This window comes from Sandarakinorhabdus limnophila DSM 17366 (genome assembly GCF_945882885.1).
Lineage (GTDB): Bacteria > Pseudomonadota > Alphaproteobacteria > Sphingomonadales > Sphingomonadaceae > Sandarakinorhabdus > Sandarakinorhabdus limnophila_A.
Map to the genome: position 1 here is coordinate 1 of NZ_CAMCWT010000008.1, position 24,675 is coordinate 24,675.

At 66.1% G+C, this 24,675-nt stretch carries 28 protein-coding genes and 1 other RNA gene; 17 read left to right on the forward strand and 12 right to left on the reverse strand.

The features are described 5' to 3' along the window. Positions 1-1,104: serine hydrolase (locus Q7O19_RS02870; RefSeq protein ID WP_303808544.1), on the reverse strand; the 1,104-nt coding region annotated here is incomplete at its 3' end. Positions 1,105-1,169: 65 nt separating this feature from the next. Between Q7O19_RS02870 and Q7O19_RS02875 the strand changes: the two genes are divergently transcribed. Then, on the forward strand, positions 1,170-2,255 hold the full coding sequence (locus Q7O19_RS02875) for an anhydro-N-acetylmuramic acid kinase (protein ID WP_303808545.1): 1,086 nt from the start codon (positions 1,170-1,172) through the stop codon (positions 2,253-2,255). Here Q7O19_RS02875 and Q7O19_RS02880 read toward each other — a convergent pair. Beyond that, positions 2,252-2,899 carry an alpha/beta hydrolase gene (locus Q7O19_RS02880; protein WP_022680120.1) on the reverse strand — a complete coding sequence of 216 codons (648 nt, stop codon included), beginning with the start codon at positions 2,897-2,899 and terminating at the stop codon, positions 2,252-2,254. The genes Q7O19_RS02875 and Q7O19_RS02880 overlap by 4 nt on opposite strands. A 65-nt stretch (positions 2,900-2,964) precedes the next feature. On the opposite strand from Q7O19_RS02880, the gene Q7O19_RS02885 reads away from it, so the two are divergent. From Q7O19_RS02885 to Q7O19_RS02905, 5 genes are all read left to right on the forward strand, one after another. Then, positions 2,965-4,056, forward strand: a complete 1,092-nt coding sequence (locus tag Q7O19_RS02885; protein WP_303808546.1) for a cysteine desulfurase family protein — start codon at positions 2,965-2,967, stop codon at positions 4,054-4,056. Beyond that, complete coding sequence (locus Q7O19_RS02890; RefSeq protein WP_303808547.1) at positions 4,053-5,183, forward strand: cysteine desulfurase family protein; 1,131 nt, start codon at positions 4,053-4,055, stop codon at positions 5,181-5,183. The genes Q7O19_RS02885 and Q7O19_RS02890 overlap by 4 nt, the downstream gene beginning before the upstream one ends. An 18-nt stretch (positions 5,184-5,201) precedes the next feature. Next, positions 5,202-5,534, forward strand: a complete 333-nt coding sequence (locus tag Q7O19_RS02895; RefSeq protein ID WP_022680123.1) for a 2Fe-2S iron-sulfur cluster-binding protein — start codon at positions 5,202-5,204, stop codon at positions 5,532-5,534. Positions 5,535-5,577: 43 nt separating this feature from the next. After that, on the forward strand, positions 5,578-6,045 hold the full coding sequence (locus Q7O19_RS02900; RefSeq protein ID WP_303808548.1) for a hypothetical protein: 468 nt from the start codon (positions 5,578-5,580) through the stop codon (positions 6,043-6,045). A 128-nt stretch (positions 6,046-6,173) separates the two neighbouring features. Continuing rightward, a complete protein-coding gene (locus tag Q7O19_RS02905; protein ID WP_303808549.1) occupies positions 6,174-6,935 on the forward strand; it encodes a hypothetical protein in 762 nt (253 codons plus the stop codon). 2 nt (positions 6,936-6,937) lie between these two features. On the opposite strand, the gene ffs is transcribed toward Q7O19_RS02905, so the two are convergent. Beyond that, an RNA gene (gene ffs, locus Q7O19_RS02910) (signal recognition particle sRNA small type) lies at positions 6,938-7,032 on the reverse strand. A 90-nt stretch (positions 7,033-7,122) separates the two neighbouring features. Here ffs and Q7O19_RS02915 point away from each other — a divergent pair. From Q7O19_RS02915 to Q7O19_RS02925, 3 genes are read left to right on the forward strand one after another with little or no spacing between them, the layout of a single operon-like run. Further along, positions 7,123-8,784 carry a DNA polymerase III subunit gamma/tau gene (locus Q7O19_RS02915; protein WP_303808550.1) on the forward strand — a complete coding sequence of 554 codons (1,662 nt, stop codon included), beginning with the start codon at positions 7,123-7,125 and terminating at the stop codon, positions 8,782-8,784. An 8-nt stretch (positions 8,785-8,792) separates the two neighbouring features. After that, the gene (locus tag Q7O19_RS02920; protein ID WP_273434065.1) at positions 8,793-9,119 is read left to right on the forward strand and encodes a YbaB/EbfC family nucleoid-associated protein; all 327 of its coding nucleotides are present in this window, start codon (positions 8,793-8,795) and stop codon (positions 9,117-9,119) included. A 24-nt stretch (positions 9,120-9,143) separates the two neighbouring features. Next, positions 9,144-10,238, forward strand: coding sequence for a zinc-binding dehydrogenase (locus Q7O19_RS02925; protein ID WP_303808551.1), 1,095 nt, complete (start codon positions 9,144-9,146; stop codon positions 10,236-10,238). 9 nt (positions 10,239-10,247) lie between these two features. Here the strand turns inward: Q7O19_RS02925 and mtgA are convergent, their stop codons facing one another. From mtgA to Q7O19_RS02940, 3 genes are all read right to left on the reverse strand, one after another. Beyond that, complete coding sequence (mtgA, locus tag Q7O19_RS02930; protein WP_022680129.1) at positions 10,248-10,940, reverse strand: monofunctional biosynthetic peptidoglycan transglycosylase; 693 nt, start codon at positions 10,938-10,940, stop codon at positions 10,248-10,250. Positions 10,941-11,141: 201 nt separating this feature from the next. Next, positions 11,142-12,056: an RNA polymerase sigma factor RpoH gene (rpoH, locus tag Q7O19_RS02935; RefSeq protein WP_303779709.1), complete on the reverse strand. Its 915-nt coding sequence runs from the start codon at positions 12,054-12,056 to the stop codon at positions 11,142-11,144. Between the two features lie 4 nt (positions 12,057-12,060). Further along, positions 12,061-13,023: an RluA family pseudouridine synthase gene (locus Q7O19_RS02940; protein ID WP_303808552.1), complete on the reverse strand. Its 963-nt coding sequence runs from the start codon at positions 13,021-13,023 to the stop codon at positions 12,061-12,063. 53 nt (positions 13,024-13,076) lie between these two features. On the opposite strand from Q7O19_RS02940, the gene Q7O19_RS02945 reads away from it, so the two are divergent. From Q7O19_RS02945 to Q7O19_RS02975, 7 genes are all read left to right on the forward strand, one after another. After that, positions 13,077-13,457 (forward strand): M67 family metallopeptidase, encoded by a 381-nt coding sequence (locus tag Q7O19_RS02945; RefSeq protein WP_303808553.1) that lies wholly within the window; start codon positions 13,077-13,079, stop codon positions 13,455-13,457. Further along, complete coding sequence (locus tag Q7O19_RS02950) at positions 13,457-13,711, forward strand: cold-shock protein (RefSeq protein ID WP_022680133.1); 255 nt, start codon at positions 13,457-13,459, stop codon at positions 13,709-13,711. Before Q7O19_RS02945 ends, Q7O19_RS02950 begins: the two co-directional genes overlap by 1 nt. Then, positions 13,708-14,244 (forward strand): hypothetical protein, encoded by a 537-nt coding sequence (locus tag Q7O19_RS02955; protein WP_303808555.1) that lies wholly within the window; start codon positions 13,708-13,710, stop codon positions 14,242-14,244. The genes Q7O19_RS02950 and Q7O19_RS02955 overlap by 4 nt, the downstream gene beginning before the upstream one ends. Before the next feature lie 96 nt (positions 14,245-14,340). Then, on the forward strand, positions 14,341-15,144 hold the full coding sequence (locus tag Q7O19_RS02960; protein WP_303808556.1) for a phasin family protein: 804 nt from the start codon (positions 14,341-14,343) through the stop codon (positions 15,142-15,144). A gap of 206 nt (positions 15,145-15,350) precedes the next feature. Next, positions 15,351-15,689: an ATP-dependent Clp protease adapter ClpS gene (gene clpS / locus Q7O19_RS02965; protein ID WP_303808618.1), complete on the forward strand. Its 339-nt coding sequence runs from the start codon at positions 15,351-15,353 to the stop codon at positions 15,687-15,689. Positions 15,690-15,761: 72 nt separating this feature from the next. Next, positions 15,762-16,460: an SDR family NAD(P)-dependent oxidoreductase gene (locus Q7O19_RS02970; protein ID WP_303808557.1), complete on the forward strand. Its 699-nt coding sequence runs from the start codon at positions 15,762-15,764 to the stop codon at positions 16,458-16,460. An 85-nt stretch (positions 16,461-16,545) separates the two neighbouring features. Further along, positions 16,546-17,250, forward strand: a complete 705-nt coding sequence (locus Q7O19_RS02975; protein WP_303808558.1) for a pirin family protein — start codon at positions 16,546-16,548, stop codon at positions 17,248-17,250. 7 nt (positions 17,251-17,257) lie between these two features. On the opposite strand, the gene Q7O19_RS02980 is transcribed toward Q7O19_RS02975, so the two are convergent. Further along, entirely contained in the window at positions 17,258-18,655 is a 1,398-nt protein-coding gene (locus Q7O19_RS02980) for a deoxyribodipyrimidine photo-lyase (RefSeq protein ID WP_303808559.1), read from the reverse strand. A gap of 74 nt (positions 18,656-18,729) precedes the next feature. Here Q7O19_RS02980 and Q7O19_RS02985 point away from each other — a divergent pair, with 74 nt between their 5' ends. Next, positions 18,730-19,605 (forward strand): D-amino-acid transaminase, encoded by an 876-nt coding sequence (locus Q7O19_RS02985; protein WP_303808561.1) that lies wholly within the window; start codon positions 18,730-18,732, stop codon positions 19,603-19,605. A gap of 22 nt (positions 19,606-19,627) precedes the next feature. Here the strand turns inward: Q7O19_RS02985 and Q7O19_RS02990 are convergent, their stop codons facing one another. The 5 genes from Q7O19_RS02990 to pepN are packed head-to-tail and all read right to left on the reverse strand — an operon-like array spanning position 19,628 to position 24,628. Next, entirely contained in the window at positions 19,628-20,182 is a 555-nt protein-coding gene (locus Q7O19_RS02990) for a periplasmic heavy metal sensor (RefSeq protein ID WP_303808563.1), read from the reverse strand. Continuing rightward, on the reverse strand, positions 20,179-20,517 hold the full coding sequence (locus Q7O19_RS02995; RefSeq protein WP_303808564.1) for a hypothetical protein: 339 nt from the start codon (positions 20,515-20,517) through the stop codon (positions 20,179-20,181). The genes Q7O19_RS02990 and Q7O19_RS02995 overlap by 4 nt, the downstream gene beginning before the upstream one ends. After that, positions 20,514-21,092, reverse strand: coding sequence for an RNA polymerase sigma factor (locus Q7O19_RS03000; protein WP_303808566.1), 579 nt, complete (start codon positions 21,090-21,092; stop codon positions 20,514-20,516). Before Q7O19_RS03000 ends, Q7O19_RS02995 begins: the two co-directional genes overlap by 4 nt. 21 nt (positions 21,093-21,113) lie before the next feature. Continuing rightward, positions 21,114-22,052 carry a histone deacetylase gene (locus Q7O19_RS03005; RefSeq protein WP_303808568.1) on the reverse strand — a complete coding sequence of 313 codons (939 nt, stop codon included), beginning with the start codon at positions 22,050-22,052 and terminating at the stop codon, positions 21,114-21,116. Then, positions 22,049-24,628 (reverse strand): aminopeptidase N, encoded by a 2,580-nt coding sequence (gene pepN / locus Q7O19_RS03010; protein WP_303808570.1) that lies wholly within the window; start codon positions 24,626-24,628, stop codon positions 22,049-22,051. The genes Q7O19_RS03005 and pepN overlap by 4 nt, the downstream gene beginning before the upstream one ends. Positions 24,629-24,675 lie beyond the last annotated feature (47 nt).

Sequence of the window (24,675 nt, forward strand, 5' to 3'; positions counted from 1 at the left end):
GCCGGCGAGCAGGCCATAGGCTTCGCCCAGATGGCCCCACCAGCGGGCATTGGGCACCGGTTGATCGCTGGCCCCAGCACGCCCCGAAAGGCAGTGCAGGCCGGCACCGTAACAGAGCATCTGGCCGTGATAGTCATCGCCGGGCACCGCCCCGCCGGCCTGCCAGACGGGCGTGAGCATCGCCTTCACCGTTGCAGGCTTCAGCAGGCGCAAACCGCCGACCTCGCCGCGACGCAGCAGCAACTGGCCGATGCGGGCGAGATCGGGGATGCTGATCCTGAGGCCACCCTGCGGGGAGAAAATGGTGCCATTGGTGCCAGGCAAATAGGCCGCCAGATCGCAGGCAGCATTGGCGCGCACCGGGCACGCGCTGCGCTGGCCTTTCAGGTCATCCACCTGAGGCACCCATGGCCCAGCCGGGTTCCAGGCGGTTTCATCGCGGCCCTTGCGGTAGAGGACGGCGGCGCGGGCGATGGCGGCATCCGAAGCGCCCTGCCAGTTGTAGCCGGCGTCGATCTTCAGCGGCGCCAGCACCAGCCGGGTCATCAACCGGTCAAAGCGTTCGCCCGTGGCCTTTTCCATCACCGTGGCGATAAGGCCATAATTGAGATTGGCATATTCGAATCGCTTGCCCGGCGCGCCCGCGCCCCAATGCTGCGGGGTGAGCGTGTCCTGCAGCTTTTCTTCCAGCGCAAAGCCATAGCCCGGCCCATCGACGATGCCGCTGGTGTGCGAGAGCAGCTGGCGCAGCGTGACCGGCGTTTCGGGGTGGGTGGGGTGGCGCAGTTGCCAGCCGAGGTACAGGCTCACATCACGATCGAGATCCAGCCTGCCTTGCTCCACCAGCCGCCACACCGCGATGGCGACAACGAGTTTGGAGATGGACGCGACGCGGATCACGCTTTCGGTCTGGAGCGGGCGGCCCGCGGCGATATCGGCAAGGCCATGGGCTTCGGCGCGGATGACGCTGTTCTTGTCGGCCACCACGCCGACGACGCCCGAAAGCTGCGGCGCGCGAGGTTCCGTGCCGGCGACCAGAGCCGCCAGCGGATTGGCGGCGGCCGGGCTGGCCAGCAACAGGCAGAGGGCAAGAACGGCGCGCATTTCCCGCTTCATAGGCAGGCGCGGCAGGCATGGCCAGCCGGCATCGGCTGCGCTAGCGTAGCGGAATGACGACGCGACTTGCCATTGGCCTGATGTCCGGAACCTCGATGGACGGCATCGATGCCGCGCTGGTGGAAACCGATGGCGAAGGCGTGGTGAACCCGATCGCCTTCATGTTTTTCCCCTATGAACCGGATTTCCGCCCGCGCCTGCGCGCCGCCATGGCCCGCGCGCTGGAGATGCACGCCCCGGCCCGCGATGCGTTGATCGACGCGGTGGAACAGGAATCAACCGGCCTGCACGCCATGGCCGTGCACCGCCTGCTCGCCGCCACCCACACGCGGCGTGATGATGTGACGGTGATCGGCTTTCACGGCCAAACGATCGCGCACAGGCCCGACCGCAAGTGGACCTGGCAAATCGGCTGCGGGGCGACGCTGAAGGCCGCGACGCGCATTCCGGTCGCCTTTGATTTCCGCAGCGCCGATGTGGCGGCCGGCGGCCAGGGGGCGCCGCTGGCGCCGGGTTATCACCGGGCGCGATCGGAAGAGTTGGGCCGGCCACTGGGTGTGCTCAACCTCGGCGGGGTTGGCAATCTCACCTGGTTTGCAGCGGACGGCAGTTGGGGCAGTTTCGACACCGGGCCGGGCAACGCGCTGATCGATGATTGGGTGCGCGCCCACACCGGGCGCGGCTTTGACGAGGATGGCAAGGTCGCGGCCAGCGGCATGTGTCACGACAATGTGCTGATGACGCTCGCCGACAATCCCTGGTTCGATGCACCCCCGCCCAAATCGCTGGACCGTAACGCGTGGGATATCGGCGCGCTGCGCGGCCTCTCCCCCGCCGACGGCGCGGCAACGCTGACGGCGTTCACGGCCGAGACGGTGCGCCTTGCCCTCACCCATGTCCCGCCGATCGGCCGCTTGCTGGTGACGGGCGGCGGACGCTTGAACCATGTCTTGATGGCCGAACTTGCCCAGCGCTGCGCCGTGCCCTGCGATGCAGTGGAAGCCGTCGGCTGGAACGGCGACGCGCTGGAGGCCGAAGCCTTTGCGTGGCTGGCCGTACGCGTGCTTGACGGCAAGCCGCTCAGCTGGCCGGAGACGACCGGAGTGCCAGTGGCGATGACTGGCGGGCGGGTGGCTTAACGCCCGCCGTTGGCCAGCCGCATGTCCAGATAACCGTCCACCTCACCCATCAGCAGGTCCATTTCATTCTGGAAGAAATGGTTGGCGCCGGGGATGGTGCTGTGATGGATGGTGATGTGGCGCTGCGTCTTCAGCTTGTCCACCAGCTTGAGCACGGCAGATGGCGGCACCACTTCGTCGTTTTCGCCGTCCACGATGATCCCGCTCGACGGGCACGGCGCCAGGAAGGTGAAATCATACATGTTGGCCGGCGGCGCGATCGAGATGAAGCCCTTGATCTCTGGCCGGCGCATCAGCAGCTGCATGCCGATCCAGGCGCCGAAGGAGAAGCCACCCACCCAGGTGGTGTGGGCTTCCGGGTTGAACTGCTGCAGCCAATCGAGCGCCGAGGCGGCGTCGGATAATTCGCCGATGCCGTTATCGAATGTGCCCTGGCTGCGGCCGACACCGCGGAAATTGAAGCGCAGCGTCGCAAAGCCGCGGCGCACGAAGCTTTGATAGAGCGCCAGCACGATCGGATGGTTCATCGTGCCCTGCGCCGGGTGCGGCTGCAGCAGGATGGCGACCGGCGCACGCGGGCCGGCACCAGGCTGGTAACGGCCTTCGAGACGGCCTTCGGGGCCGGTAAGAATGACTTCGGGCATGCTGATCCCAATTCTGGTGCAAGGCGGCTGTTGCGCCCTATATGGGCTGCAGAGGCCCTGTTGCAATGAAAAGCCGAATCTATCTTGATCATGCCGCCACCACGCCGGCGAGCGATGCTGCGCGTGCGGCGCTGGTAGAAGCGCTGGGCCTGACCGGGAACCCGTCGAGCGTGCATGGCGGCGGCCGTGCGGCCAATGCGTTGCTGGAAGGCGCGCGCGATACCGTGGCGCGCTTTGCCGGGGTGGCACCGGAGCATGTGGTGTTCACCAGCGGCGGCACCGAGGCGATTGCTTTGGCATCGAATGGCGCGCGGCTGGCGGGGCCGACGCGCCCGCGCTTGCTGGTGGGCGCGACCGAGCACAGCGCGGTGTTGCAGGCGCGCGATGATGTGGTGCTGCTGCCGGTGGATGGCGACGGCAAGATCGACCTTGCCGCCTTGCGTGCAGCGCTGTCCGAAGGCCCGGCGCTCGTGGCGGTGCAGGCGGCGAACAACGAGACGGGCGTGATCCAGTCGCTGGCCGAGGTGGCGGCGCTGGTGCGGGACGCGGGCTGCCTGCTGCTGGTGGATGCGGTGCAAGCGGCGGGCAAGATGGCGCTGCCGGAAGCTGATTTTACCGCACTTTCAGCGCACAAGCTGGGCGGGCCGCCCGGCGTTGGCGCGCTGATCGTGCGTGATCCCGAAAGCCTGATCGCCATCCAGCGCGGCGGCGGGCAGGAGCGTGGCCATCGCGGCGGCACACCCAATCTGCCCGGCATCGCCGGCTTTGCCGCGGCCGTGGCACAAGCGCACGACTGGAACGCGGTTGCCGCCCGCCGCATCGCGCTGGAAACACGGTTGAAAGCCGGCGGCGCGATCATCCATGGCGAAGCCGCGCCGCGCCTGCCCAACATCAGCAGCATCGGCCTGCCCGGCGTGGCCGCATCAACGCAGGTGATGATGCTGGATCTGGAGGGATTCATGGTCTCCGCCGGCGCGGCCTGCTCGTCGGGCAAGGTGAAGTCCAGCCATGTACTCACCGCGATGGGGCTTGGGCCAGCGGCGGGGGAGGCTATTCGCGTCAGCCTGTCACCGGCCACCACGGATGCCGAGATTGACGCATTCGCCGCCGCCTGGCTTGCCATGGCAACGCGGTTGGGCCGAAAGGGTGCGGCATGAGCATGCAGATTTACCTTGATTATGGCGCGACGACGCCGCTTGATCCTGCCGTGGCAGCAGCGATGCAGCCATGGGGTGTGGACGGCTTCGGCAATCCACACAGCGCGCACACGTGGGGATACAAGGCCAAGGCCGCAGTGGAACGGGCGCGCGATCAGGTCGCCCAGTTGATCAACGCGCCGGCGGAAAGCATCGCCTTCACCAGCGGCGCCACCGAAAGCAACAACTGGGCGCTGAAGGGCCTGCTCACCGCCCCCGGCCAGACGCGGCGGCGGATCGTGACGCTGGCTACCGAGCATTCGTCCGTGCTGGAAACGGCGCAGTATCTGGCCGGCATCGGGGCGCAGCTGACCATCGTGCCTGTGCGCGAACACGGCCTGGTTGATCTGGGCGACCTTGAGCGCGCGCTGGGCGAGGATGTGGCGCTGGTTTCGGTGATGGCTGTGAACAACGAGATCGGGGTGGTGCAGGATCTGGCCGGCATCGGCCGACGGGCCCACGCGTTTGGTGCGGTGTTCCATGTCGATGCAGCGCAGGGCTTCGGCAAGCTGCCACTGGATGTCGACGTCATGGGCATCGATCTGATGAGTGTCACCGCGCACAAGATCTACGGCCCCAAGGGTGTCGGCGCGCTTTATCGCCGGCCATTCACCGTCATCACGCCGCTGCTGCACGGCGGCGGGCAGGAGGATGGCCGTTCGGGCACATTGCCCACCGCGCTGATCGCCGGATTGGGCGAAGCGGCGCGTATCGCCGGTGAGCGGATGGCCGCCGATCTTGCACATGCCCTGCAGCTGCGCGAGCGCTTGCTGGCGGGCCTGAGCGTGCTGCATCGCATCAATGGCGACCTTGATCGGCGCTGGCCGGGCAATCTCAATCTGTCATTCCCGGGCCTGGTGATGCCGTTGATCCAGCAACTCCCCGGCCTGGCCATTAGTTCGGGTTCGGCCTGCGCGGCCGTCACCGGGCGGGCCAGCCATGTGCTCACCGCGCTGGGCCTGCCCGAACCCACCGCCAAGGCATCGCTGCGGCTGGGCTTTGGCCGTTTCACGACCGCCACAGATATTGATACCGCAGCCATCCTGATAAATGCTGCAGTGCAGCGCCAGCTTGAAGAATTGGCCTGATCGCGCCACTATAAGCGCATGGCCCGCATCCGCTTCATCTCCGCAGATGGCTCACAGGAAGCCATCGCCGAAAGCAAACCCGGCGATCGCCTGCTTGATGTGGCGCAGGCGCATGGCATGCCGCTGGAAGGCACCTGCGAAGGCGCGATGGCCTGTTCCACCTGCCATGTCTATCTCGTCGGCGGCGATGTCGAAAAACTGCCGGCGCCCATCGAAGAAGAGGAAGACATGCTGGATTTCGCCGCTGGCGCCAACCGCCAGAGCCGGCTCGCCTGCCAGGTGAAATTGACGGCGGATATCCACAGTTTGGACGTACGGATGCCGCGCAGTGTGGTCGACAACAGCCGGTAAGGCTGGCAAAATTGCTCCGAAGAACAAACTGGGGAGCTGATTGATGCCTGCCTTGCTTGTCGCGCTGCTGTTGCAGGCGGCAGATCCTGCCCCGCCTGCTGTTGCCCCGCCCGCCACCACCGATACCCCGGTCCCGGCCAGCGCTGACACCCCGGAAGAGATCGCCAAGGACAGCGCCCGCGATCTGAAGCACAGCCGCTATTACAACAAGCCCGGCGCCACCCGCGCCGATTATGACAAGGATTGGCAGGAATGCCGCCTGATCGCCCGCGGCAGCCGCACGCCAGGTGGATCGCCGGTGGTGGTGTATAATCCGGCCATCATCTCGCCCGCTGCTGCCGCTGCCGGTGGCCTGTTGGGCGGGTTGATCGCGGGCGCCATTGCCGATGGCGAAACCCGCCGCGCCAATCGCCGTTCATGCCTGATGTATCGCGGCTGGCGCATGGTGGAAGTAACTGATGCGCAGGAAAAATTGTTCCTCACCATGCCTGATCCCGAACGGGAAGCCTGATTCAACCGCATGCTGGGGTCGGAAAATCCCGAAGGCAAATCGGTAACGCGCTGGAACAATCATTTCGCCGTGACGCCTGCGCTCGCTGCCGCGCCGCCGCCCAAGCCCTGAACACGAGGCCCCGCCCGATGCGCCTTTCGCCCTTCATCCTCGCCGCGCTTCTCGCCACACCGGCCGCCGCGCAATTGTCTGTCACCAAGCCGACGCCGCTGGAGTTGCCGGTTACCATGGCGCCGCACCAGGGCGCGCTGCTGGTCGCCTTCCGCCGCCCCGATGGCTGGAGCGCGGGTAAATCCGGCAGCATTGCCTTTGCCCGTTATGATCCAGCCCGGCACGACATGATCGCCCGGCCCAAGGATGCCAAGAAGAACGGCGACACCAACACCTACTGGATCCAGGCCAGTTCCAAGGATCGCAAGGCGACGCTGGAATATCGCCTGATGCTGGTTTCGGCCGGCGATTACGTGCTCTACGGCGCCGCGCCCGGCCCGGGCGGCATGGTGATGAACAGCTTCTGCTACAACAGTGTCACCTTGCGCGTGAATGCCGGCGAAGTGGTCTATTTCGGTGACATCACGCCCTATATCGCTGCCAAACGCGCCGATGGCGGCCCCTTCTATTTCGGCATGCCGTGGAGCTGGCACCCAGATGAGGCGAAAGCCGCGTTGGCCAGCCAGCCGGCGCTGCAAGCAGCGTTCAAGCCGGGCGAACTGAAGGGCGGCGCCGGCTATAGCTGTTCTGGCCAGATGATGACGGCTTATGATCTGCCGGGGCTGCCGCCCCTCACCGCCGAAGAGAAAGCCAAGATCGCCGCCGAAGCGCTGGTCGCGCCGCCGCGCCAGGCCGGACCGAACACGGCGCAAACGCCGATTCTCGTTCCTGTGCGCTGATGGGGTGGGAGCCGGGAACGACCCAGACCGGAATCGTTGCGGCTGCTTCCTTCCGGACCTGACCGGGTTGGCGAGCGGCCTGTCCGCCCGGCTCCCACGGCGCATATGGCGGCTGTGACGCCGAAGTGCAAGCCCAGCTTCAAAGCCTGCGTGACGCGCCAGCCCGGCCCGGCTAGAACAGGACAACATGTCAGACGAATCCGATATCGCCTTTCCGGGCCTTGAACTGCCGGCCGCAGTGCCCGCACCCGCTTACCGTGTGCTGGCACGCAAATATCGCCCGGCGACCTTTGATTCGCTGCTCGGGCAAGCGGCGATGGTGCAGACGCTGGGCAACGCCATCGCGCGCGGCCGGCTGGCGCAGGCCTGGCTGCTGACCGGCGTGCGCGGGGTGGGCAAGACCAGCACGGCGCGCATCATTTCGAAAGCGCTGAACTGCATCGGCGCCGATGGCCAGGGCGGCCCGACGATCAACCCGTGCGGGGTGTGCGAGCCCTGCACAGCCATCGCGGCCGGCCGCCATATGGACGTTGTGGAAATGGACGCCGCGTCCAACACCGGCGTCGATGATGTGCGCGAGATCATCGAGGGCGTGCGCTATGCCGCCGTATCGGCCCGTTACAAGATCCACATTATCGACGAAGTCCACATGCTGTCGAAGGCGGCGTTCAACGCGCTGTTGAAAACGCTGGAAGAACCGCCGCCGGGCGTGAAGTTCATCATGGCCACCACCGAAGTGAACAAGGTGCCGGCCACGATCCTGTCGCGTTGCCAGCGGTTCGATCTTAAGCGCGTGCCGGCCGAGATGTTGGCCGACCATTTCGCCCGCATCCTGGAGCAGGAGCATGTGCAGTTTGAAACCGACGCGCTGGCGCTGGTGGCCCGCGCCGCCGAGGGCAGCGTGCGCGACGGGCTGTCGATCCTTGATCAGGCCATCGCCCACAGCGGCGAGACGATCACGGCAGATGCCGTTCGCGACATGCTGGGCCTGGCCGATCGCGGCGCCGTGCGCGCCCTGTTCGGCCATGTGCTGGAAGGTCGGGTGGGCGAGGTGATGGCCGCCGTCGCCCACCAATATGATCTGGGGCAAGACCCGGCGCAGCTGATGCGCGAGCTGCTGGGCCTGGTCCACGGCATCACCCGCCAGCGCCTCGCCCCGCGCCGGGATCCGCTGCTCTCGGCGGAAGAGCAGGCGGCGCTGGATGGCTGGGCGCAGGCGCTCACCTTCCCGCGATTGTCGATGCTGTGGCAGATGCTGCTCAAGGGCCTGGAGGAGGTGCAGGCGGCGCCAATGCCGCTGCAGGCCGCCGAAATGGCGCTGCTGCGGCTGTGCCATGCCGCCGATCTGCCCGATCCCGGCGCGCTGGTGAAACAGTTGCAGCAGCAGGGCGCGACGATCACCGCCCCATCTGCTCCAGCCCCTGCCCCATCGGGTGCACCCGCCGCTGCACTGCCCGCAGCACCGCCCGTCAGCGCGCCGCCGGCTGGCGAAATGCCAGACAGTTTCGAAGCGATGGTGGCGCTGTTCCGCCGCCAGAGCGAGGCGCGGCTGGCGCATTACCTGACCGACGATGTGCGGCTGGTAAGCTGGGCCCCGCCCCGGCTGGCGCTCGCCGCTGCCGGCCTGCCCAAGGACGTGCCGCTGGCGATCGCGCGCAGCCTGGAGGAATGGACCGGCCAGAAATGGCAGATTGAATGGCAGACCGAAGGCGGCCGACCCACATTGCGCGAAACCGAGCTTGCCCGCCTGGCCGCGCTGGAAGCCCAGATGCGCGCCGATCCCACCGTGGCCGCGTTGATGGCTGCCTTTCCCGACGCCGAACTTTCCCCCCTCAAACAAACGGCCTGAGAAGAACCATGCCCAGCCTTGAAGAACTGATGAACGCCGCCCGCAACGTGCAGGAGCAGATGGCCCGTGCCCAGGCCGAGCTCGACAATATCGAGGTTGAAGGCGCATCTGGTGGGGGCCTGGTGACAGTGCGCGCCACCGCCCGCGGCGCCGTGCGCGGCCTGACCATCGACCCGTCGCTGCTGACTGCTGACAGCAAGGAAATGTTGGAAGACCTGATCGTCGCGGCCTTCAACGACGCCAAGACCAAGGCCGATCAGGCCGGCAGCGCCGAGATGGGCAAGCTGACCGCCGGCATGCAGCTGCCACCGGGCTTCAAGTTGCCGGATTTCTGATTTCAACCGAAGGACCAAAGTCCCATGCGCCAGATCCAATCGACCATCACCTCCGCCGGTGAACTCATCCTCGCGCTGGCCGACGTGCCGGAGCCGGAGGCTGGGGCTGGCGAGATCAAGATCCGCATCGAAGCCGCGCCGATCAATCCGTCGGACATCGGCCTGCTTACCGGCGCGGCTGGCATGACGACGGCGCGCGGCGAGCCCGACGCCATTCGTGCCACCGTGCCGCCAGCGTTGATGCGGGCAATGGCGGCGCGCGCTGACCAGGCGATGCCGTGCGGCAATGAAGGCGCCGGCACCGTGGTCGCTGCTGGCGCCGGCGCAGAGCATCTGCTGGACCGCAAGGTCGCCATCATCGGCGGCGCGACGTACGCGGATTATCGCGTGGTGAAGGCCGAGGAAGCATTGCTGCTACCCGAAGGCGCGACGGCTGAACAGGGCGCGTCCTGCTTCGTCAACCCGCTGACAGCGCTGGGTTTTGTCGAGACGATGCGCGCTGAAGGCCACAGTGCCATCATCCACACCGCCGCTGCGTCCAACCTCGGGCAGATGCTGGTAAAGATCTGCAAGGCCGATGGCGTTCCGCTGGTCAACATTGTGCGCTCAGCGGAACAGGTGGCGATCCTGAAGGGCATCGGTGCCACCCATGTGATCGATTCCACCGCGCCAGATTTCATGGCGCAACTGGTGGCGGCCTGCACCGAAACCGGCGCGACGCTGGCCTTTGATGCCATCGGCGGCGGGCAACTGGCCGGGCAGATCCTGACCGCTATGGAAGCGGCGATCAACGCGCGCGCCGGTGGCTACAGCCGCTATGGCTCGGAAGTGCTGAAGCAGGTCTATATCTATGGCGGGCTCGACATGGCGCCGACGACGTTCGGGCGCGGGTTCGGCATGGCATGGGCGGTCGGCGGCTGGCTGCTGTTCCCGCGCATGCGCACCTTCGGCCCCGGCACTTATGCCCGCCTGAAGCAACGCGTTGCCGATGAGCTGACCACGACCTTTGCCAGCCATTACAGCCACAAGGTCAGTCTGGCCGGGATGCTGGAACCCGAAGCCGTGGCCGGCTGGTATCGCCGGGCGACGGGGCAGAAATATCTGGTGGTGCCGGACTGACGCCGCCCGTCACTTCCACAGGCAGGTATCAATCCCCTCGTCGCGCACCACCTTCACCCGCCGTTCGATACGGCGGGCGTAGCGGCGCACGGACTTTGATGGCTTGGCCACGCTGCGCTTGATCGGCTGCGGCAGGATGGCGGTCAGCCGAGCCGCCTGCTTGGGGCTCAGGCGATCGACGGTGGTGCCGAAATAATGTTTCGAGGCCGCCGGCATCCCGTAGATGCCCGGGCCCATCTCGACGATGTTGAGATAGACTTCCATGATGCGCGGCTTGCCCCAGAAAATCTCGATGAGGCCGGTGAAATACGCTTCCAGGCCCTTCCGCACATAGGATCGGCCCGGCCACAGAAAGGCGTTCTTAGCGGTCTGCTGGCTGATGGTGGAACCGCCGCGCAGCTTGCGGCCCTGGTAATTGGCCTGCGCCGCCGCCTTTACGGCTTCGAAATCAATGCCGTGGTGATAGCAGAAGTTGGCATCTTCCGCCCCGATCACGGCGCGCGGCAGGCTGCGTGACATGGCGGTGAGGGGCACCCACGTATATTGCACCTTCCGGCCATCCACGGAATCGCGCGCCATCAGCCAGGTCATCGGCGGCGGCAGGAAGCGATAAGCAATCACCCAGATCAGGCTGAGCACGAAAACAGCGCCGAGCACCCGGAAGAACCAGCTGACAAGAAATCCGATGGCGCGCCCGATCATGGCTGCATCTGCCGCCAGTCGGGCGCGGTCGTCAATGTGTTAGCGCTTGTTTGGGCGTACGAAGGGTTGGGATAGCGAGCGATTTTTCGTCACCACAAGGAGCAGCCGCAGCCGCGATGTCTGCGCATCGAGGCAAGGATACGACGCTGGGGTGGCGGAAAAGCGCCGCTAGGCCGGCCCGCCGCACGGCCAAACAGGCGCTCAGACTTGTTCCGGCAGCAAGCGCTGTTCGGCCGCGGCTTCCTGCATCGCCTTGGCGAGCTTTTCAAAGGCGCGCACCTCGATCTGGCGCACGCGCTCGCGGCTGATGCTGTACCGCTGGCTCAACTCCTCCAGCGTTTCCGGCTCGTCGATCAGGCGGCGCTGGGTGAGAATGTCGCGCTCGCGCTCGTTCAGGCTCGCCATCGCGGTCACCAGCAACGTGTGGCGCTGGTCACGCTCTTCGCTGTCGGCCAGCAGTTCATCGGCCAGCGGGCCATCATCGGCCAGCCAATCCTGCCACTGGCCTTCGCCTTCCTCGCGCAGCGGCGTGTTGAGGCTGGCGTCACCGCCATGCCCCATCCTCCGGTTCATCGAGACGACTTCGTCTTCATTCACGCCCAGCGTGGTGGCGATATGTTCGACCTGTTCGGGGCGCAGATCGCCATCCTCCACCGCGCCGATCTTGCCCTTCAGGCGGCGCAGGTTGAAGAACAGCTTCTTCTGGGCCGCCGTCGTGCCGATCTTCACCAGGCTCCAGCTGCGCAGGATATATTCCTGGATCGCCGCCTTGATCCACCACATGGCATAGGTGGCGAGGCGGAAGCCTTTTTCGGCATCGAATTTGCGCACGCCCTGCATCAGGCCGATATTGCCTTCGGCAATCAGCTCGTTCACCGGCAGACCATAGCCGCGATAGCCCATGGCGATGCGCGCCACGAGCCGCAGGTGGCTGGTCACCAGCTTGGTGGCGGCCGCGGGGTCCTGATGCTCGGCCCAGCGCTTGGCCAGCATATATTCCTGTTCCGGCGCCAGCAGCGGGAACTTGCGGATTTCGGCCAGATAGCGGTTCAGCCCGGCTTCCGAGCCCAGGGAAGGAATGCTGGTCTGCTTCACGGCGGGAAGATTTGAACTCATCGTGTCACTCCAGTCCGGTCCCATCAAGGCGACCGATCAACGCCACCATATCGGCTGGCAGGGGGCTTTCGAAACAAAGCTTTTCTTGGGTCACGGGATGCACAAACCCCAGTGTCGCGGCGTGCAGGGCTTGCCGCTCAAAGGCCATATCCTTCAGCAGAGGAGCCAGCTTGCCAGGGGTGCGTCCGTACACGGCATCACCCAATAGGGCATGGCCGATGGACGCCATGTGAACGCGGATCTGGTGGGTGCGGCCCGTTTCCAGCCGGCATTCCACTTGCGCTGCGCCGTCAAAGGCCGCCACGGTGCGGAAATGGGTGATGGCATGCTTGCCGCGGCCATCCTTCACGATCGCCATCTTTTGGCGGTTGGCCGTGCTGCGCGCCAGCGCGCCTTCGATGCGGCCGGCGGGCGGCACCGGCACGCCAGCAACGACGGCGGTGTAGCGGCGATCGACATCGTGGCGGGCGAATTGCGCGGCGAGGCCTTCGTGGGCCTTGTCCGTCTTGGCGACGACCAGCAGCCCCGATGTATCCTTGTCGATACGGTGGACGATGCCCGGCCGCGCCACCCCGCCGATGCCCGAAAGCCGCCCGGCGCAATGGTGCAGCAGAGCGTTGACCATGGTGCCATCATAATTGCCGGCGGCGGGATGCACGACCAGCCCGGCCGGCTTGTCGACCACCAGCAGATGATCATCTTCATGAACGATGGTGAGCGGGATATCCTGGGCGACCGTATCCGATGGGCGGGCTTCGGGCACGTCCAGCGTAAGCGCCTCGCCGCCCTTCATCTTGGTGGCCGGATCCCAGATCACTCCAGCCAGGCCGGACAGGCGCCCGCCCTGCACCAGGTTCTTCAGGCGCTCACGGCTGTACAGCGGCACGGCTTCGGCCAGCGCCTTGTCCAGGCGCTGGCCGGCCGCCGTGGCCGGCAAGGTGATCAATATCGACTTTTCAGCCCCCATAGCCTAGCGATGTTGGCATGAAGTTGCAGATATCAAGCGGGGATCGGCAGATTTTGCTGGAAGCAGCAGCCGCCTCCCCGCAAGCGGAAGTGTGCGGGCTGCTGCTCGGGCAGAACAGGGATGGGGCTGGCCAGGTGGAAAGCCTTGTGCCCGCCCGCAATGTTGCAGCCGATCCGGCGCGCAGTTTCGAGATTGATCCGGCCACGCTGCTCGCCACGCACCGCGCGGCGCGGGGCCAGGGCCGCCAGGTGATAGGCCATTGGCACAGCCACCCCAACGGCCGCACCGCGCCGTCGACCCGCGATGCCGCCCGCGCGACGGAGAATGGCCAGATCTGGCTGATCATCGCTGGCGGCGAGGTCACCGCGTGGGTGCCGCATGCCACTGGTCCCGGTCCGGCTACATTCCAGCCCATCGCCATCGAGGTGGCGTGATGGCCAGTGGCGAAGTGAAGTGGTTTGATGGCAAGAAGGGCTATGGCTTCATCACACCTGATCTGGGGCCGCGTGATGTGTTCGTGCATGTGTCCGCGGTGAATGCTGCAGGGCTGGTGCAATTGCAGCCGGGGCAGCGGCTGGACTTCGAGCTGGCGCAGGATGGCGATGGCCGCCTGATCGCGCTGGGCCTGATGATGCGAGACGATGGCGGGGTCCAGGATCCTTCCGCCGAACCGGGGGTGGTGCGATGAGCGAGTTGAGCCATTGGGTGGTGCGCTGGCTGTGCCATGATCTGGCAACGCCGATCGCCAGCGTGATGACAGCGAGTGAGTTGCTGGACGATGAGACGCCCGATGCCGAGATCAACGAGTTGATCATGTCGGGCGCACAGCGGTTGACCGGGCGGCTCCGGCTGGTGCGCCTCGCGCTGGGTGCCGGCGAAAACGCCATGGCGGGCGCTCCACTGGGCAAGCTGGTGATGGCCGGGCTGGATGGCACCAGCGTTAATTGGCAATTTTCCAGCGATGCCATCGATGGCATGGCCCCGCTGGTGGCCGGCTGTGCCATGCTGGTGGCGGATCTGAACCGGATGCGGGCGCTGGTGGTCACACATGATGGGGTGGAGGTGCCGCAGAGCTGTGCCTGGCCTGATTCGGTGGCCGCCGTGTTTGCCGGCGCCCCGGCCAGCGACAACCGCAGCGCCGTGGCGGCGATGCTGGTGGCCACGGCCGCGCGGGGTGGCAAGACTCTTTCCATTGATAACAGGGGTTTGCGCTGGAGCTGATCATCACCGGCGGAAATTTGCTGCGCTGCAACATACGGCCTCTTGAATCCGGGGCGGCATCTGCATATGGTGCATTGCAGCAAGCCGGAGACACAGATGAACGCCAAGACCTCAGCGCCCAAGTCCAAACCTGCCGCCAAGCGTGCGCCGGTGAAGGCAAACGCGCCGGCGGCGGCGGCGCCTGCACCAAAGGCTGTAGCCCTGACCATCGATTCTGCGCCGGAACCTGCCGTGGCTGAAGTGGTGGTTGAAACTGCCGCGACACCGGAACCTGTGGTGGCACCTGCCACCGCCAGGGTGCCGTTCACGCCCGAACCTGCCGATGTGGCGCCCGTCGCGGCTGTCCCTCCGATTACCTCCACTTCCCTCTCTTCTGATTCCGCACGAAAGGAACCGATTATGGCCACTGCCTTTGAATCCACCCAGGACACTGTTCGCTCTGCCGTCACCCAGCTCAGTACCCAGGCCGAAGCTGCGCTCAGCAACGGCAAGGCTGCCATGGAGCAGGTGACCGCCAAGTCGAAGGAAGCCGTGGAAGCCAGCATGAAGAGCATGGACGAGATGGGCGAAATGACCCGCGCCAACGTCGATGCGCTGATGGTTTCGGCCAAGGCTGCCACCACCGGCGTCGAGCAGCTGATGACCCACCTGACCGAAGCGTCGAAGAAGTCGTTCGAAGACACGTCGGCCATGGTGAAGACCCTGGCCTCGGCCAAGACCCCGAACGATCTGATGCAGCTGCAGAGCGATTTCGCCAAGACCCAGTTCGACGAAGCCGTCGCCCAGTACAGCAAGATGACCGAAATGATGGTCAAGCTGGCCGGCGAAGTGATGGAGCCGATGCAGAACCAGATGGCAGTCGCCACCGACAAGCTGAAGTCGGCCTGGACTGCCAAGTAAGTTCTGGCACGCAAGCGCGACGCCTGTCTGACGGGCGGCCTGTAACAGCAAGGGGCGAGCGGCCGGCATGGTTGCTCGTCCCTTTCGCTTGGGCCGGCTGTGACGGCAGCGCCCCTTTTTTCGCGAATATTTTTTGCTACATAGGGGTGGATTGCTCCCCTTTACCCTCCGGAATTTCCTTGATGCTGGCAGGCCTTGATCCGCGCATGACCGATGAAGAGCGCGACGCTGGCAGTGGCGGCGGCGGCCGCACCGGCGTGGGCCTGGCCACCAAGCCGCTCGCCAAAACGGCTAAGCCAGCACTGTACAAGGTGCTGATGCTGAACGACGATTACACCCCGATGGAATTCGTCGTCCTCACCCTGCAGCGCTTTTTCAAGATGAGCATCGAGGATGCGACGCGGGTGATGCTGCACGTGCACCAGCGCGGCGTGGGCGTGTGCGGCATCTTCACCTATGAAGTGGCAGAGACCAAGGTGAACCAGGTCATCGATTTCGCCCGTCAGCACCAGCACCCGCTGCAGTGCGCGATGGAAAAGGACTGATCGGCCCGCAGCAATCGCGCCTGCGACCACGCGACCTCTGACCCCGCACTGCTGCCGCGCTAAGCGGTGGGCGTGACCCTTCTCCCCAGTTTCCAACCAGGCCTCACTGCGCTGATCGTCGGCGCGACCGGTGGCATCGGTGGCGCCTTTGCGGCCTTGCTTGATGCCGATCCAGCCGTGGCCAGCGTCACGCGCTGGAGCCGCAGCAGCGGCGTTGACCTCACCGATCCCGCCAGCATCGAGCGCGCCGCCGCTGCCCTCACCGTCGCGCCCGATCTGGTGTTCATCGCCACCGGCGTCCTGCACGGGGCGGGACTTGCACCCGAAAAGGCCAACAACCAGCTTTCTGCCGAGGCGCTCTCCACCGCCTTTGCCATCAACACCATTGGCCCGGCGCTGGTTGCCCGCGCGGTACTGCCGCTGATGCCCAAGGGCCGCAAGACGGTGCTGGCCGCGCTCTCCGCCCGGGTCGGCTCGATCAGCGACAATCGCTTGGGCGGCTGGCACAGCTATCGTGCGTCGAAGGCAGCGCTCAACCAGTTGATCCACACCATGGCCATCGAGCAAGCGCGGCGCAGCCCGGAGCAGATTTTGCTCGCCCTGCATCCCGGTACGGTGGATTCCGGCCTGTCCAAACCCTTCCAGAAGGGCGTGAAGACGCTGTTCACGCCGGAAGAGTCAGCCTGCCATCTGCTGCGGGTGATCGATCAGGCCACGCCGGCGCACTCCGGCCTGCTGCTCGACTGGCAGGGCGAAGTCATTCCCTTTTGATATGGCTGCTGCGACAGGGCCGCATCTGGCAGGCCTTGCGCCCGCCCCCATATCGGCTGCATCCACTCCAACCGGAGACAATGACATGCCCACCTATCTGCACCGCAAATCCGAAGACCGTGGCCGCGCCGATCATGGCTGGCTGAAGGCGACGCACAGTTTCTCGTTCGGCAACTATTATGATCCCAAGATCATGGGTTTCCGGGCGCTGCGGGTGATCAACGAGGATCGCATTGCCGGCGGCGGCGGTTTCCCGACGCACGCGCACGACAATATGGAGATCGTGACCTACATCCTGGATGGCGCACTGGAGCACAAGGACAGCATCGGCAGCGGCGCCGTGATCCGCCCCGGCGAAGCCCAGCGCATGAGCGCCGGCACCGGCATCCGCCACAGCGAATTCAATGCCAGTCCAACCGACCAAGTGCATCTTTTGCAGATCTGGCTGCTGCCCAACCAGCAAGGCATCGCGCCCGGCTATGAGCAGAAGGCGCTGCCAGCTGTGGCGGATGGGGAAACGCGGCTGGACGTCGTGGCCGCGCCAGATGCGCCGGAAAGCGCCGTAACCATCCACAGCGACGCCAGTATCACCCGTGCCGTGCTGGCGCCGGGCGGTAGCTTAAGCGCTCCTGTCACGCGCGGCCATGCCTGGGTGCAGGTGGCGCGTGGCAGCCTGGTGGTGGACGGCCACGCGCTGAAGCAGGGCGATGGCCTGGCGGTGAAAGATGCCGCCGAACTGGCGCTGTCGTCGGACGAAGGTGCCGAAGCGCTGGTGTTCGATCTGGCTTAACCCGCTTTCACGGCCGCCCCCTCGCAACTGCAAATGCTTGCAACGCGCGAGCGCGGGCGGCCTCGTGATTGACGATCGGCGCCGGATAATCCCGGCCCAGCTTCACGCCGGCGCGGATCAGCGCCACCCCAGCGTCCCACGGTGCGTGGATCAGGTCGTCGGGCAGCTTGGCCAGTTCCGGCACCCAGCGGCGGATATAATCGGCAGCGTCGAACTTGGCGCTTTGGCCGATGGGGGCGAAAATGCGGTTGAAGGGCGATGAATCGACGCCCGATCCCATCACCCACTGCCAGCCCTGCGCGTTGCTCCCGTAATCGGCATCGACCAGGCAATCCCAGAACCAGCGCTCGCCGCGGCGCCAATCGATCAGTTGGTGCTTCACCAGGAAGCTGGCCGTGATCATGCGGACGCGGTTGTGCATCCAGCCGGTGGCCCACAATTGCCGCATGCCGGCATCAACAATGGGATAGCCGGTCTGGCCGTGGCACCACGCCTTGAACCCGGCCGGGTCATCCACAAACGGAAAACGGTTGAACGCCTCGCGGTTGGGCGCGTCGCCGTGATCGGGGAATTGCTCGATGATGTTGGCGGCAAAATCCCGCCAGCCCAGTTCGCGCAAATAGGGCTCGGCCACGGCCTCGCCCACCGCATCAGCGATCACATGCCAGGCGGTATTTGGGGAGACTTCGCCCAGCGCCAGATGCGGGGACAGGCGCGAGGTGCCTTCCACTGAAGGCAGATTGCGCGCGGCGTCGTAACGGGCGGCACGGCGGGCAAAGTCGGCTAGCCGCGCCGCAGCGCCGACTTCACCTGGCTGCCAGTCGCTGAACCCGCCCGACCAATCCGGCGTCGTCGGCAGCAGGCCCCATTGGCTGAGATCATCGCTGGCGATGGCGCTCGCATCGGCCCAGCGCAGGTCGGGCACCGGCCGTGGGCGCGGCGGCGGCATCTGTTCGAGCAACTTTTTCCACCACGGCGTGAAGATGCGATAGCGCCCGCCAGTGCCGCTCAAGACGCTGTCCGGCGGTGCCAGCGTGACGCCGAGATGCTCGGTTACCGCGCCCGCTTCTGCCACTTGTACCGCAGCCCACGGCTCATGATGGATCAGCGTGTGCACCTCGGCGTCCAGCTCTGCGGCCAGCGCCTGCACGATCGGCCCGGCTCGGCCGCGGCGCAGGATCAAGCGGCCGCCACGTTCGGTGATGTTCCGCGACAGGCTGACCAGGCTGTGATGCAGCCACCAGCGCTGCGCCGCGCCCATGCGCCATGCGCGCCCTGAGTCATTGGGGGTCTCATCATCCAGCACATACACCGCCGCCACCGGGCCACCTGCGGCAGCGGCGATCAGGGCGGCGTGATCGGCGAGGCGCAGATCGTTTCGGAACCAGACAAGCTGGATGGTCATCGTGTCTCTCTCGACAATCAGGAGGGTCAGCCGCTAGACGCTTCCGATCATCAAGTCACCGGGGTCGCAACACCATGCCGCAACTGGCCTATGTCAACGGGCGCATCCTGCCGCTGGCCGACGCCAGCCTGCATATCGAGGATCGCGGCACCCAGTTCGGCGATGCCGTCTATGAAGTGTGCGCGGTGATGAACGGGCACATCCTTGATTGGCAGCCGCATCTTGTCCGCCTGCGCCGTAACCTGGCCGAACTGGGCATCGTGCTGGACATCGCCGATGGCCCACTCACCTTGCAGGCACGGCGGCTGATCGCAGCCAACGGCCATGCTGAATGCATCATCTACATGCAGGTCAGCCGCGGCACGGCGAAGCGCGATCATGCGTTTCCGGGCGCAGCGCCAGCCAATCTGGTGATGACCGTGCGGCGCTTTGATTTCGCCCAGCGTCTGCGTCAGCTTGAAACCGGCATTGCCATCATCACCCAGCCCGACAATCGCTGGGGCCGCGTTGATATCAAGACCACCGGCCTGCTGCCCAACGTGCTCGCCAAGCAGGCGGCCAAGCAGGCTGGCGCGTTCGAAGCCTGGCTGGTGAGCGGCGATACCGTGCGCGAAGGCAGCAGCACCAGCGCCTGGATCGTGAAAGACGGCCGTATCATCACCCACCCCACCGGCACGGCGATTCTGCCCGGCATCGCGCGGGACAGCCTGATCCGGCTGGCGCGGGAGGCGCAACTGGTGGTGGAACAACGGCCGTTCACGCTGGCCGAAGCGATGGCAGCAGACGAGGCCTTCCTCACCTCCACCACCGCCCCGATCCTGCCGGTGGTGCGCATCGATGGGCAGGCGGTAGGCAACAGCACGACCGGGGGCAAAACCGGCCCCATCGTGCGGCGTCTGGCGGAACTGACCTGGAACGAAGTGGCCCGCCAGACGGGCTGGCGGGCCTGAGTTTCGCAGTTCGAAGGCTGGATCAGCCTTCGGTCGGCGGCGTCGGCGGTACCGGTGGGGCCGACGGCTGGCCCATATGGCGCATCTGCATGCGACTGCGCAGCATTTCGCGCCGGCCTTCCATGCGGCCCTGCATGCGGGCCTTCATGGCACGACTGTCAGTCACGAAGGCCTTGCGGTCTTCGGCGCTGAGCTTCTGGAAGGCGGCGAGCATTGCCACCTGGCGCTGCTGACGGCTGGCGTCGGAAAGCGCGCGTTCCTCGTCCATGGCCCGCTTCACGGCGCCGGCATCGAACCGTTCGGCCTCCAGCGCCGCCAGCATCTTGTCGCGCGCGGCTTCCACCTTCTGGCGGTCGTCACGGCGGTTGCCGCCAGTCATCATGGCGTCGTGCATGGTCTTGCGGCCCGCCTCGCTCATCGAGGGGAACATGCGGGCGTTCATGCCCATACCATGCGGGCCTTTCTGGCCGGCGTGGTGGCCCATCTGGGGCGGTGCCGGCGGCGCGGGGGGCGCCGATTGGGCAAAAGCGGGGGCGGCGGCAATCAGCGCCGCCAGCAGCAGCGTCTTGCGGGTCATATCAGGTCTTCCTCGGCAGCCGTCGGCGTGAATACCAGGGCAAAGGCTTCGGCCTCGCCCACTGCTGCCTCGGCCGACGGCGAGACAACAGCAATTTGCGTTGGGGGGGACGCAAAACGATCAGAAAAGCCGATCCAGCCGCCAACGGCGACCACCAGCGCCAGGCTGGCGGCCATCAAGGCCGGACGCCAAGCGCCGACACGGGCGGGCGCAGCGCGTTCCTGCGGCAGCGCCAGGATGGCGGCGACATCAACCGACGCACCTGCGACCGGGGCCGCGGCCCACTGGGCAAACAGCGCATCCAGATCGGTTTCGGGGGGTTGGGCGGCGGTCACGTGCGTGAGCTTTCGTTCATCAGGGTTCGCAATTCATTACGGGCGCGGCCGAGCAATCCCTCGACGGCCTTGGCGGTGGTGTCCATGTGATCGGCGATTTCGGCCATGCTGAGCCCGTCGCCATGAAACAGGCTGAGCGCCAGGCGCTGGCGCGGATTAAGGCGGGCCATCGCCAGTTCCAGCCTTGCATGGCCATCGGCGCGGATGGCAGCGGCTTCAGGATCAGGGCGGTGATCGGCCAGTTCGGCAGCGGCATCGAGCGGCTGCACCGGGCGAATGGCGCGGCGGCGATCGAGGCAGAGATTGACGAGGATGCGGCGGAACCAGGCCTCGGCCGAACCGCGCGCCGGATCGAAGCGGGGGCCATGGGTCCACAGCCGGGTGAAGGCCTGCTGGCAGACATCCTCGGCTCCGGCGCGATCGTTCAGCGTGCGAAACGCCAGCGCCAGCGCCGGGCGTTCGAGCAGGCGCACCAATTGGGTGAAGGCGGCGCTGTCGCCTTGCGCCACGCGCAGCATCAGCACCGTCGCCAGGGTGGCGGCGGGAGGAGCTGATCCGGGCGCGGGTGCTTCCATCTTCACATTGGCCTTACGCGATCAGGCGGCGGCATCCCTCGCGCGGGCGCTCCATGCCTGCCAACTCGCCGTCAGCGCCAGCGCATAGCGGCGGGCAACATCGGCCGGATCAGTGGCATAGCCGCCGCCCAACGTGACCGCCAGCGCTGCCCCGGCCCGCCCCGCCAGCCGCGCCACCAGCGCCTCGCGGGCGGCCAGGCCATCATCTGTCAGTGCCAGCCTTCCGAGCCGGTCGTCGCGGTGCGGGTCCACGCCGGCCTGATGCAACACCAGCTGCGGCCGATGCCGGGCAAGCAGTGCGCTGAGCGCCGGCTCCAGCGCGGCGAGATAATCGGCGTCGCCGGTGCCATCGGGCAGGCCGATATCGTGGGTGGAGCGGGCCTTTCGCACCGGGAAATTCTTTTCGGCATGGATGGAGAGCGTGATGATGTCGTCGCGCCCGGCCATGATGCGGGCCGTGCCATCACCCTGGTGCACGTCGCAATCGACAATCAGGATGCAGCGCGCGGCACCTTCGGCCACCAGTCGGTTGGCAGCGATGGCGAGATCATTGGTGACGCAATAACCGGCACCGCCGTCGGGACCGGCATGATGGCTGCCACCGGCGCCGTTTGCAGCCCAGCCGTGGGTAAGGGCGTGGAGCGCTGCGGCGTGCGTGCCGCCGGCCACCAGCCGCGTGCGTCGGGCAACGGCGGGGGTAACGGGCAGGCCGATGCGGCGTTCCACTTCGGGCGGCACGCTGGCTGACAGCACGGCATCGACATAGGCCGGATCGTGGACGGCGTGCAGCCATTCCACCGGCATCAGTTCAGGATCGAGCATTGCCACCCTTTGCCCGCGCGCCGCGAGCGCCGGCAGCAGGAGCGCATATTTCGACATCGGAAAGCGGTGCCCCGACGGCAGCGGCGGGGCGTAATCGGGGTGGTAGAACAGCGGGAGCGGCGAAGCTCCGTATGTCATGCCAGCGCCCGTGACGCCATTTCCAGCACGTCCTTCGACATACCGGCGGTACCGGCGATGCGTTCCAGTTCGCCGCGCATCAGGGCGCTGCGGGCGGCATCGAACCGGCGCCAGCGGCCAAGCGGCACGGCCAACCGAGCGGCGCTCTGCGGGTTGACCCGGTCCACCGCAATCAGTTGATCGGCGAGCAGGCGATAGCCGGCGCCATCGGCATTGTGGAACCAGCGTTGATTGGCCGCGAAGGCCCCGATCAGGCTGCGCAGGCGGTTGGGATTGACGATGGTGAAATCGCGGTGGCCGATCAGCGCCTTCACATTGTCCAGCATATCCGGCCGGTTGGCCAGCGCCTGCACGCTGAACCATTTGTCGATCACGTCGGGATTGCTGGCAAAGCGCTGGTGGAAATCCGCCAGCACGGCTTCGCGCTCAACCGAGGGACTGTTCACCAGCGCCGTCATCGCGCCCATGCGATCGGTCATGGTCGCGGCCGTGTCGTACTGGCGGCGGGCGGCCGCAAAGGCTTGGTCCGAACCGGCGGTGACCAGATAGCCCAGCGCGACATTGGCCAGCCGGCGGGCGCCTTTGGCTTCGGGGGTGAGCGCCGCCGGATCAGCGCTGAGCGCTGCCGTGGCGTGCGCATAGGTCTGCCACCACTGTTCCTCAAGGCCCTGGGCGATGGCCATGCGCGCGGCATCACGGCGGCGGTGGATGGCCTCTACCTCCACAGTTTCCGCAGCATCGCCGATGAAAGCCTCGGTCGGCAGCAGCACCGCCTCACCCTTGAAGGCGGCATCAAGGCCGGGGTCCTGCAACGTGCCGCGCACCGCTGTCACCAGTTCGGCCGGATCATCATCGGTGGAGAGCACCGAAAGGGCCAGGCGCTGGAACGCCTCCCAGCGCGCAAACGGATCATCATCATGGGCGGCCAGGAAGGCGAGATCAGCGCGGGCTGTCTCGGCCTCCACCACCACCGGCGCCGAAAAGCCGCGATTGAGGCTGGGGAGCACTGGTTCGGCCACCGCGTCGAAGGTGATGTGGGTGACAGCCTCCTTCAGCTGCACCACCAGTTCCTCGCCGATGCGCTTGCCGCTGCCGCGACCGATCAGCGCCAGGCGGAACGGCATGTGCATGGTCATCTTGTGTGGCTGGCCCGGCGTGGCGGCCAGCGACTGGCGCAGGGTCACCTCCACACGGCCACCCGCCTGGCGCAGATCGACAGTAACGCGCGGCGTGCCGGCTTGTTCATACCAGCGCCGGAACTGGCCTAGCTCGACGCCACCCGCATCTTCCATCGCCTTCACCAAATCCTCGCAGGTGACGGCCTGGCCATCGTGACGCTCGAAATACAGGTTCGCGCCGCGCCGGAAGCCTTCGGGCCCAAGCAGCGTGTGCAGCATACGGATCACCTCGGCGCCCTTGTTGTAGATGGTGGCAGTGTAGAAATTGGCGATCTCGACATAATGATCGGGGCGGATCGGATGCGCCAAGGGCCCGGCATCTTCGGGGAACTGCACGGCGCGCAGCGCCCGCACATCATCGATGCGGCGCACCGCGGCGCTGCCCTGATCGGCACTGAACTGCTGGTCACGGAAAACCGTGAGCCCTTCTTTCAGGCTGAGCTGGAACCAGTCGCGGCAGGTGACGCGATTGCCGGTCCAATTGTGGAAATATTCATGCGCCACCACCCCGGCCACGGCATCGAAATCCTGATCGGTGGCGGTTTCGGTATCGGCCAGAATATATTTCGAATTGAAGATGTTGAGGCCCTTGTTCTCCATCGCGCCGGCATTGAAATCAGCCACCGCCATGATGTTGAATTCGTCCAGATCATATTCGCGGCCATACACACGCTCATCCCAGTCCATGCTGGCTTTCAGCGCCGCCATGGCATGGGCGCAGCGCGATACATCGTCCGCCGCCGTCCAGATCGCGAGCTTCACATGGCGGCCGCTGGCCGTGGTGAATTCATCTTCAAGCGCGCTCAATTGCCCGGCGACCAGCGCGAACAGATAGGCGGGCTTGGGCCAGGGATCGGTCCAGCTGATGTCGTGACGGCCGCCGGGCAGATCCTGCGCCGCGCCGCGATCACCGTTGGACAGCAGCACCGGGAACTGTGCTTTGTCTGCCTCCAGCCGCACTGTGTAGCGGGACAACACATCCGGCCGATCGGGGAACCAGGTGATGGAACGGAAGCCTTCCGCCTCGCACTGCGTGACCAGCCGGCCCTCGCTGGCATAAAGCCCCATCAGCCGCGTATTGCGCGAGGGCAAGATGACGACTTCGGTTTCGACCACCACGCTGTCACCGGTGATCGGCAAGGTGAGTGTATCGCCATTGGGCCAGGCCGCCACGCCCACGCCATCGATGCGGATGGCGGTGGTTTCCAGCGCATGGCCATCCAGCACCAGCGGGCGATTGTGGGTGCCATTGCGCTGCACATGCAGCCGGGCCTTCACCACGGTGCGAACATTATCCAGCCGGAAATCAAGCTCCACCTGCGGCACCAGCCAATCTGGCTCGCGGTAATCCGTCAGGCGCACTTCGGCCAGCGGCGGGTTGGTTCGGACATCAAGCATGCACCCATGGTGCGCGAAAGGGGTGCCAAGGGGAAGCGGTTTCTGGT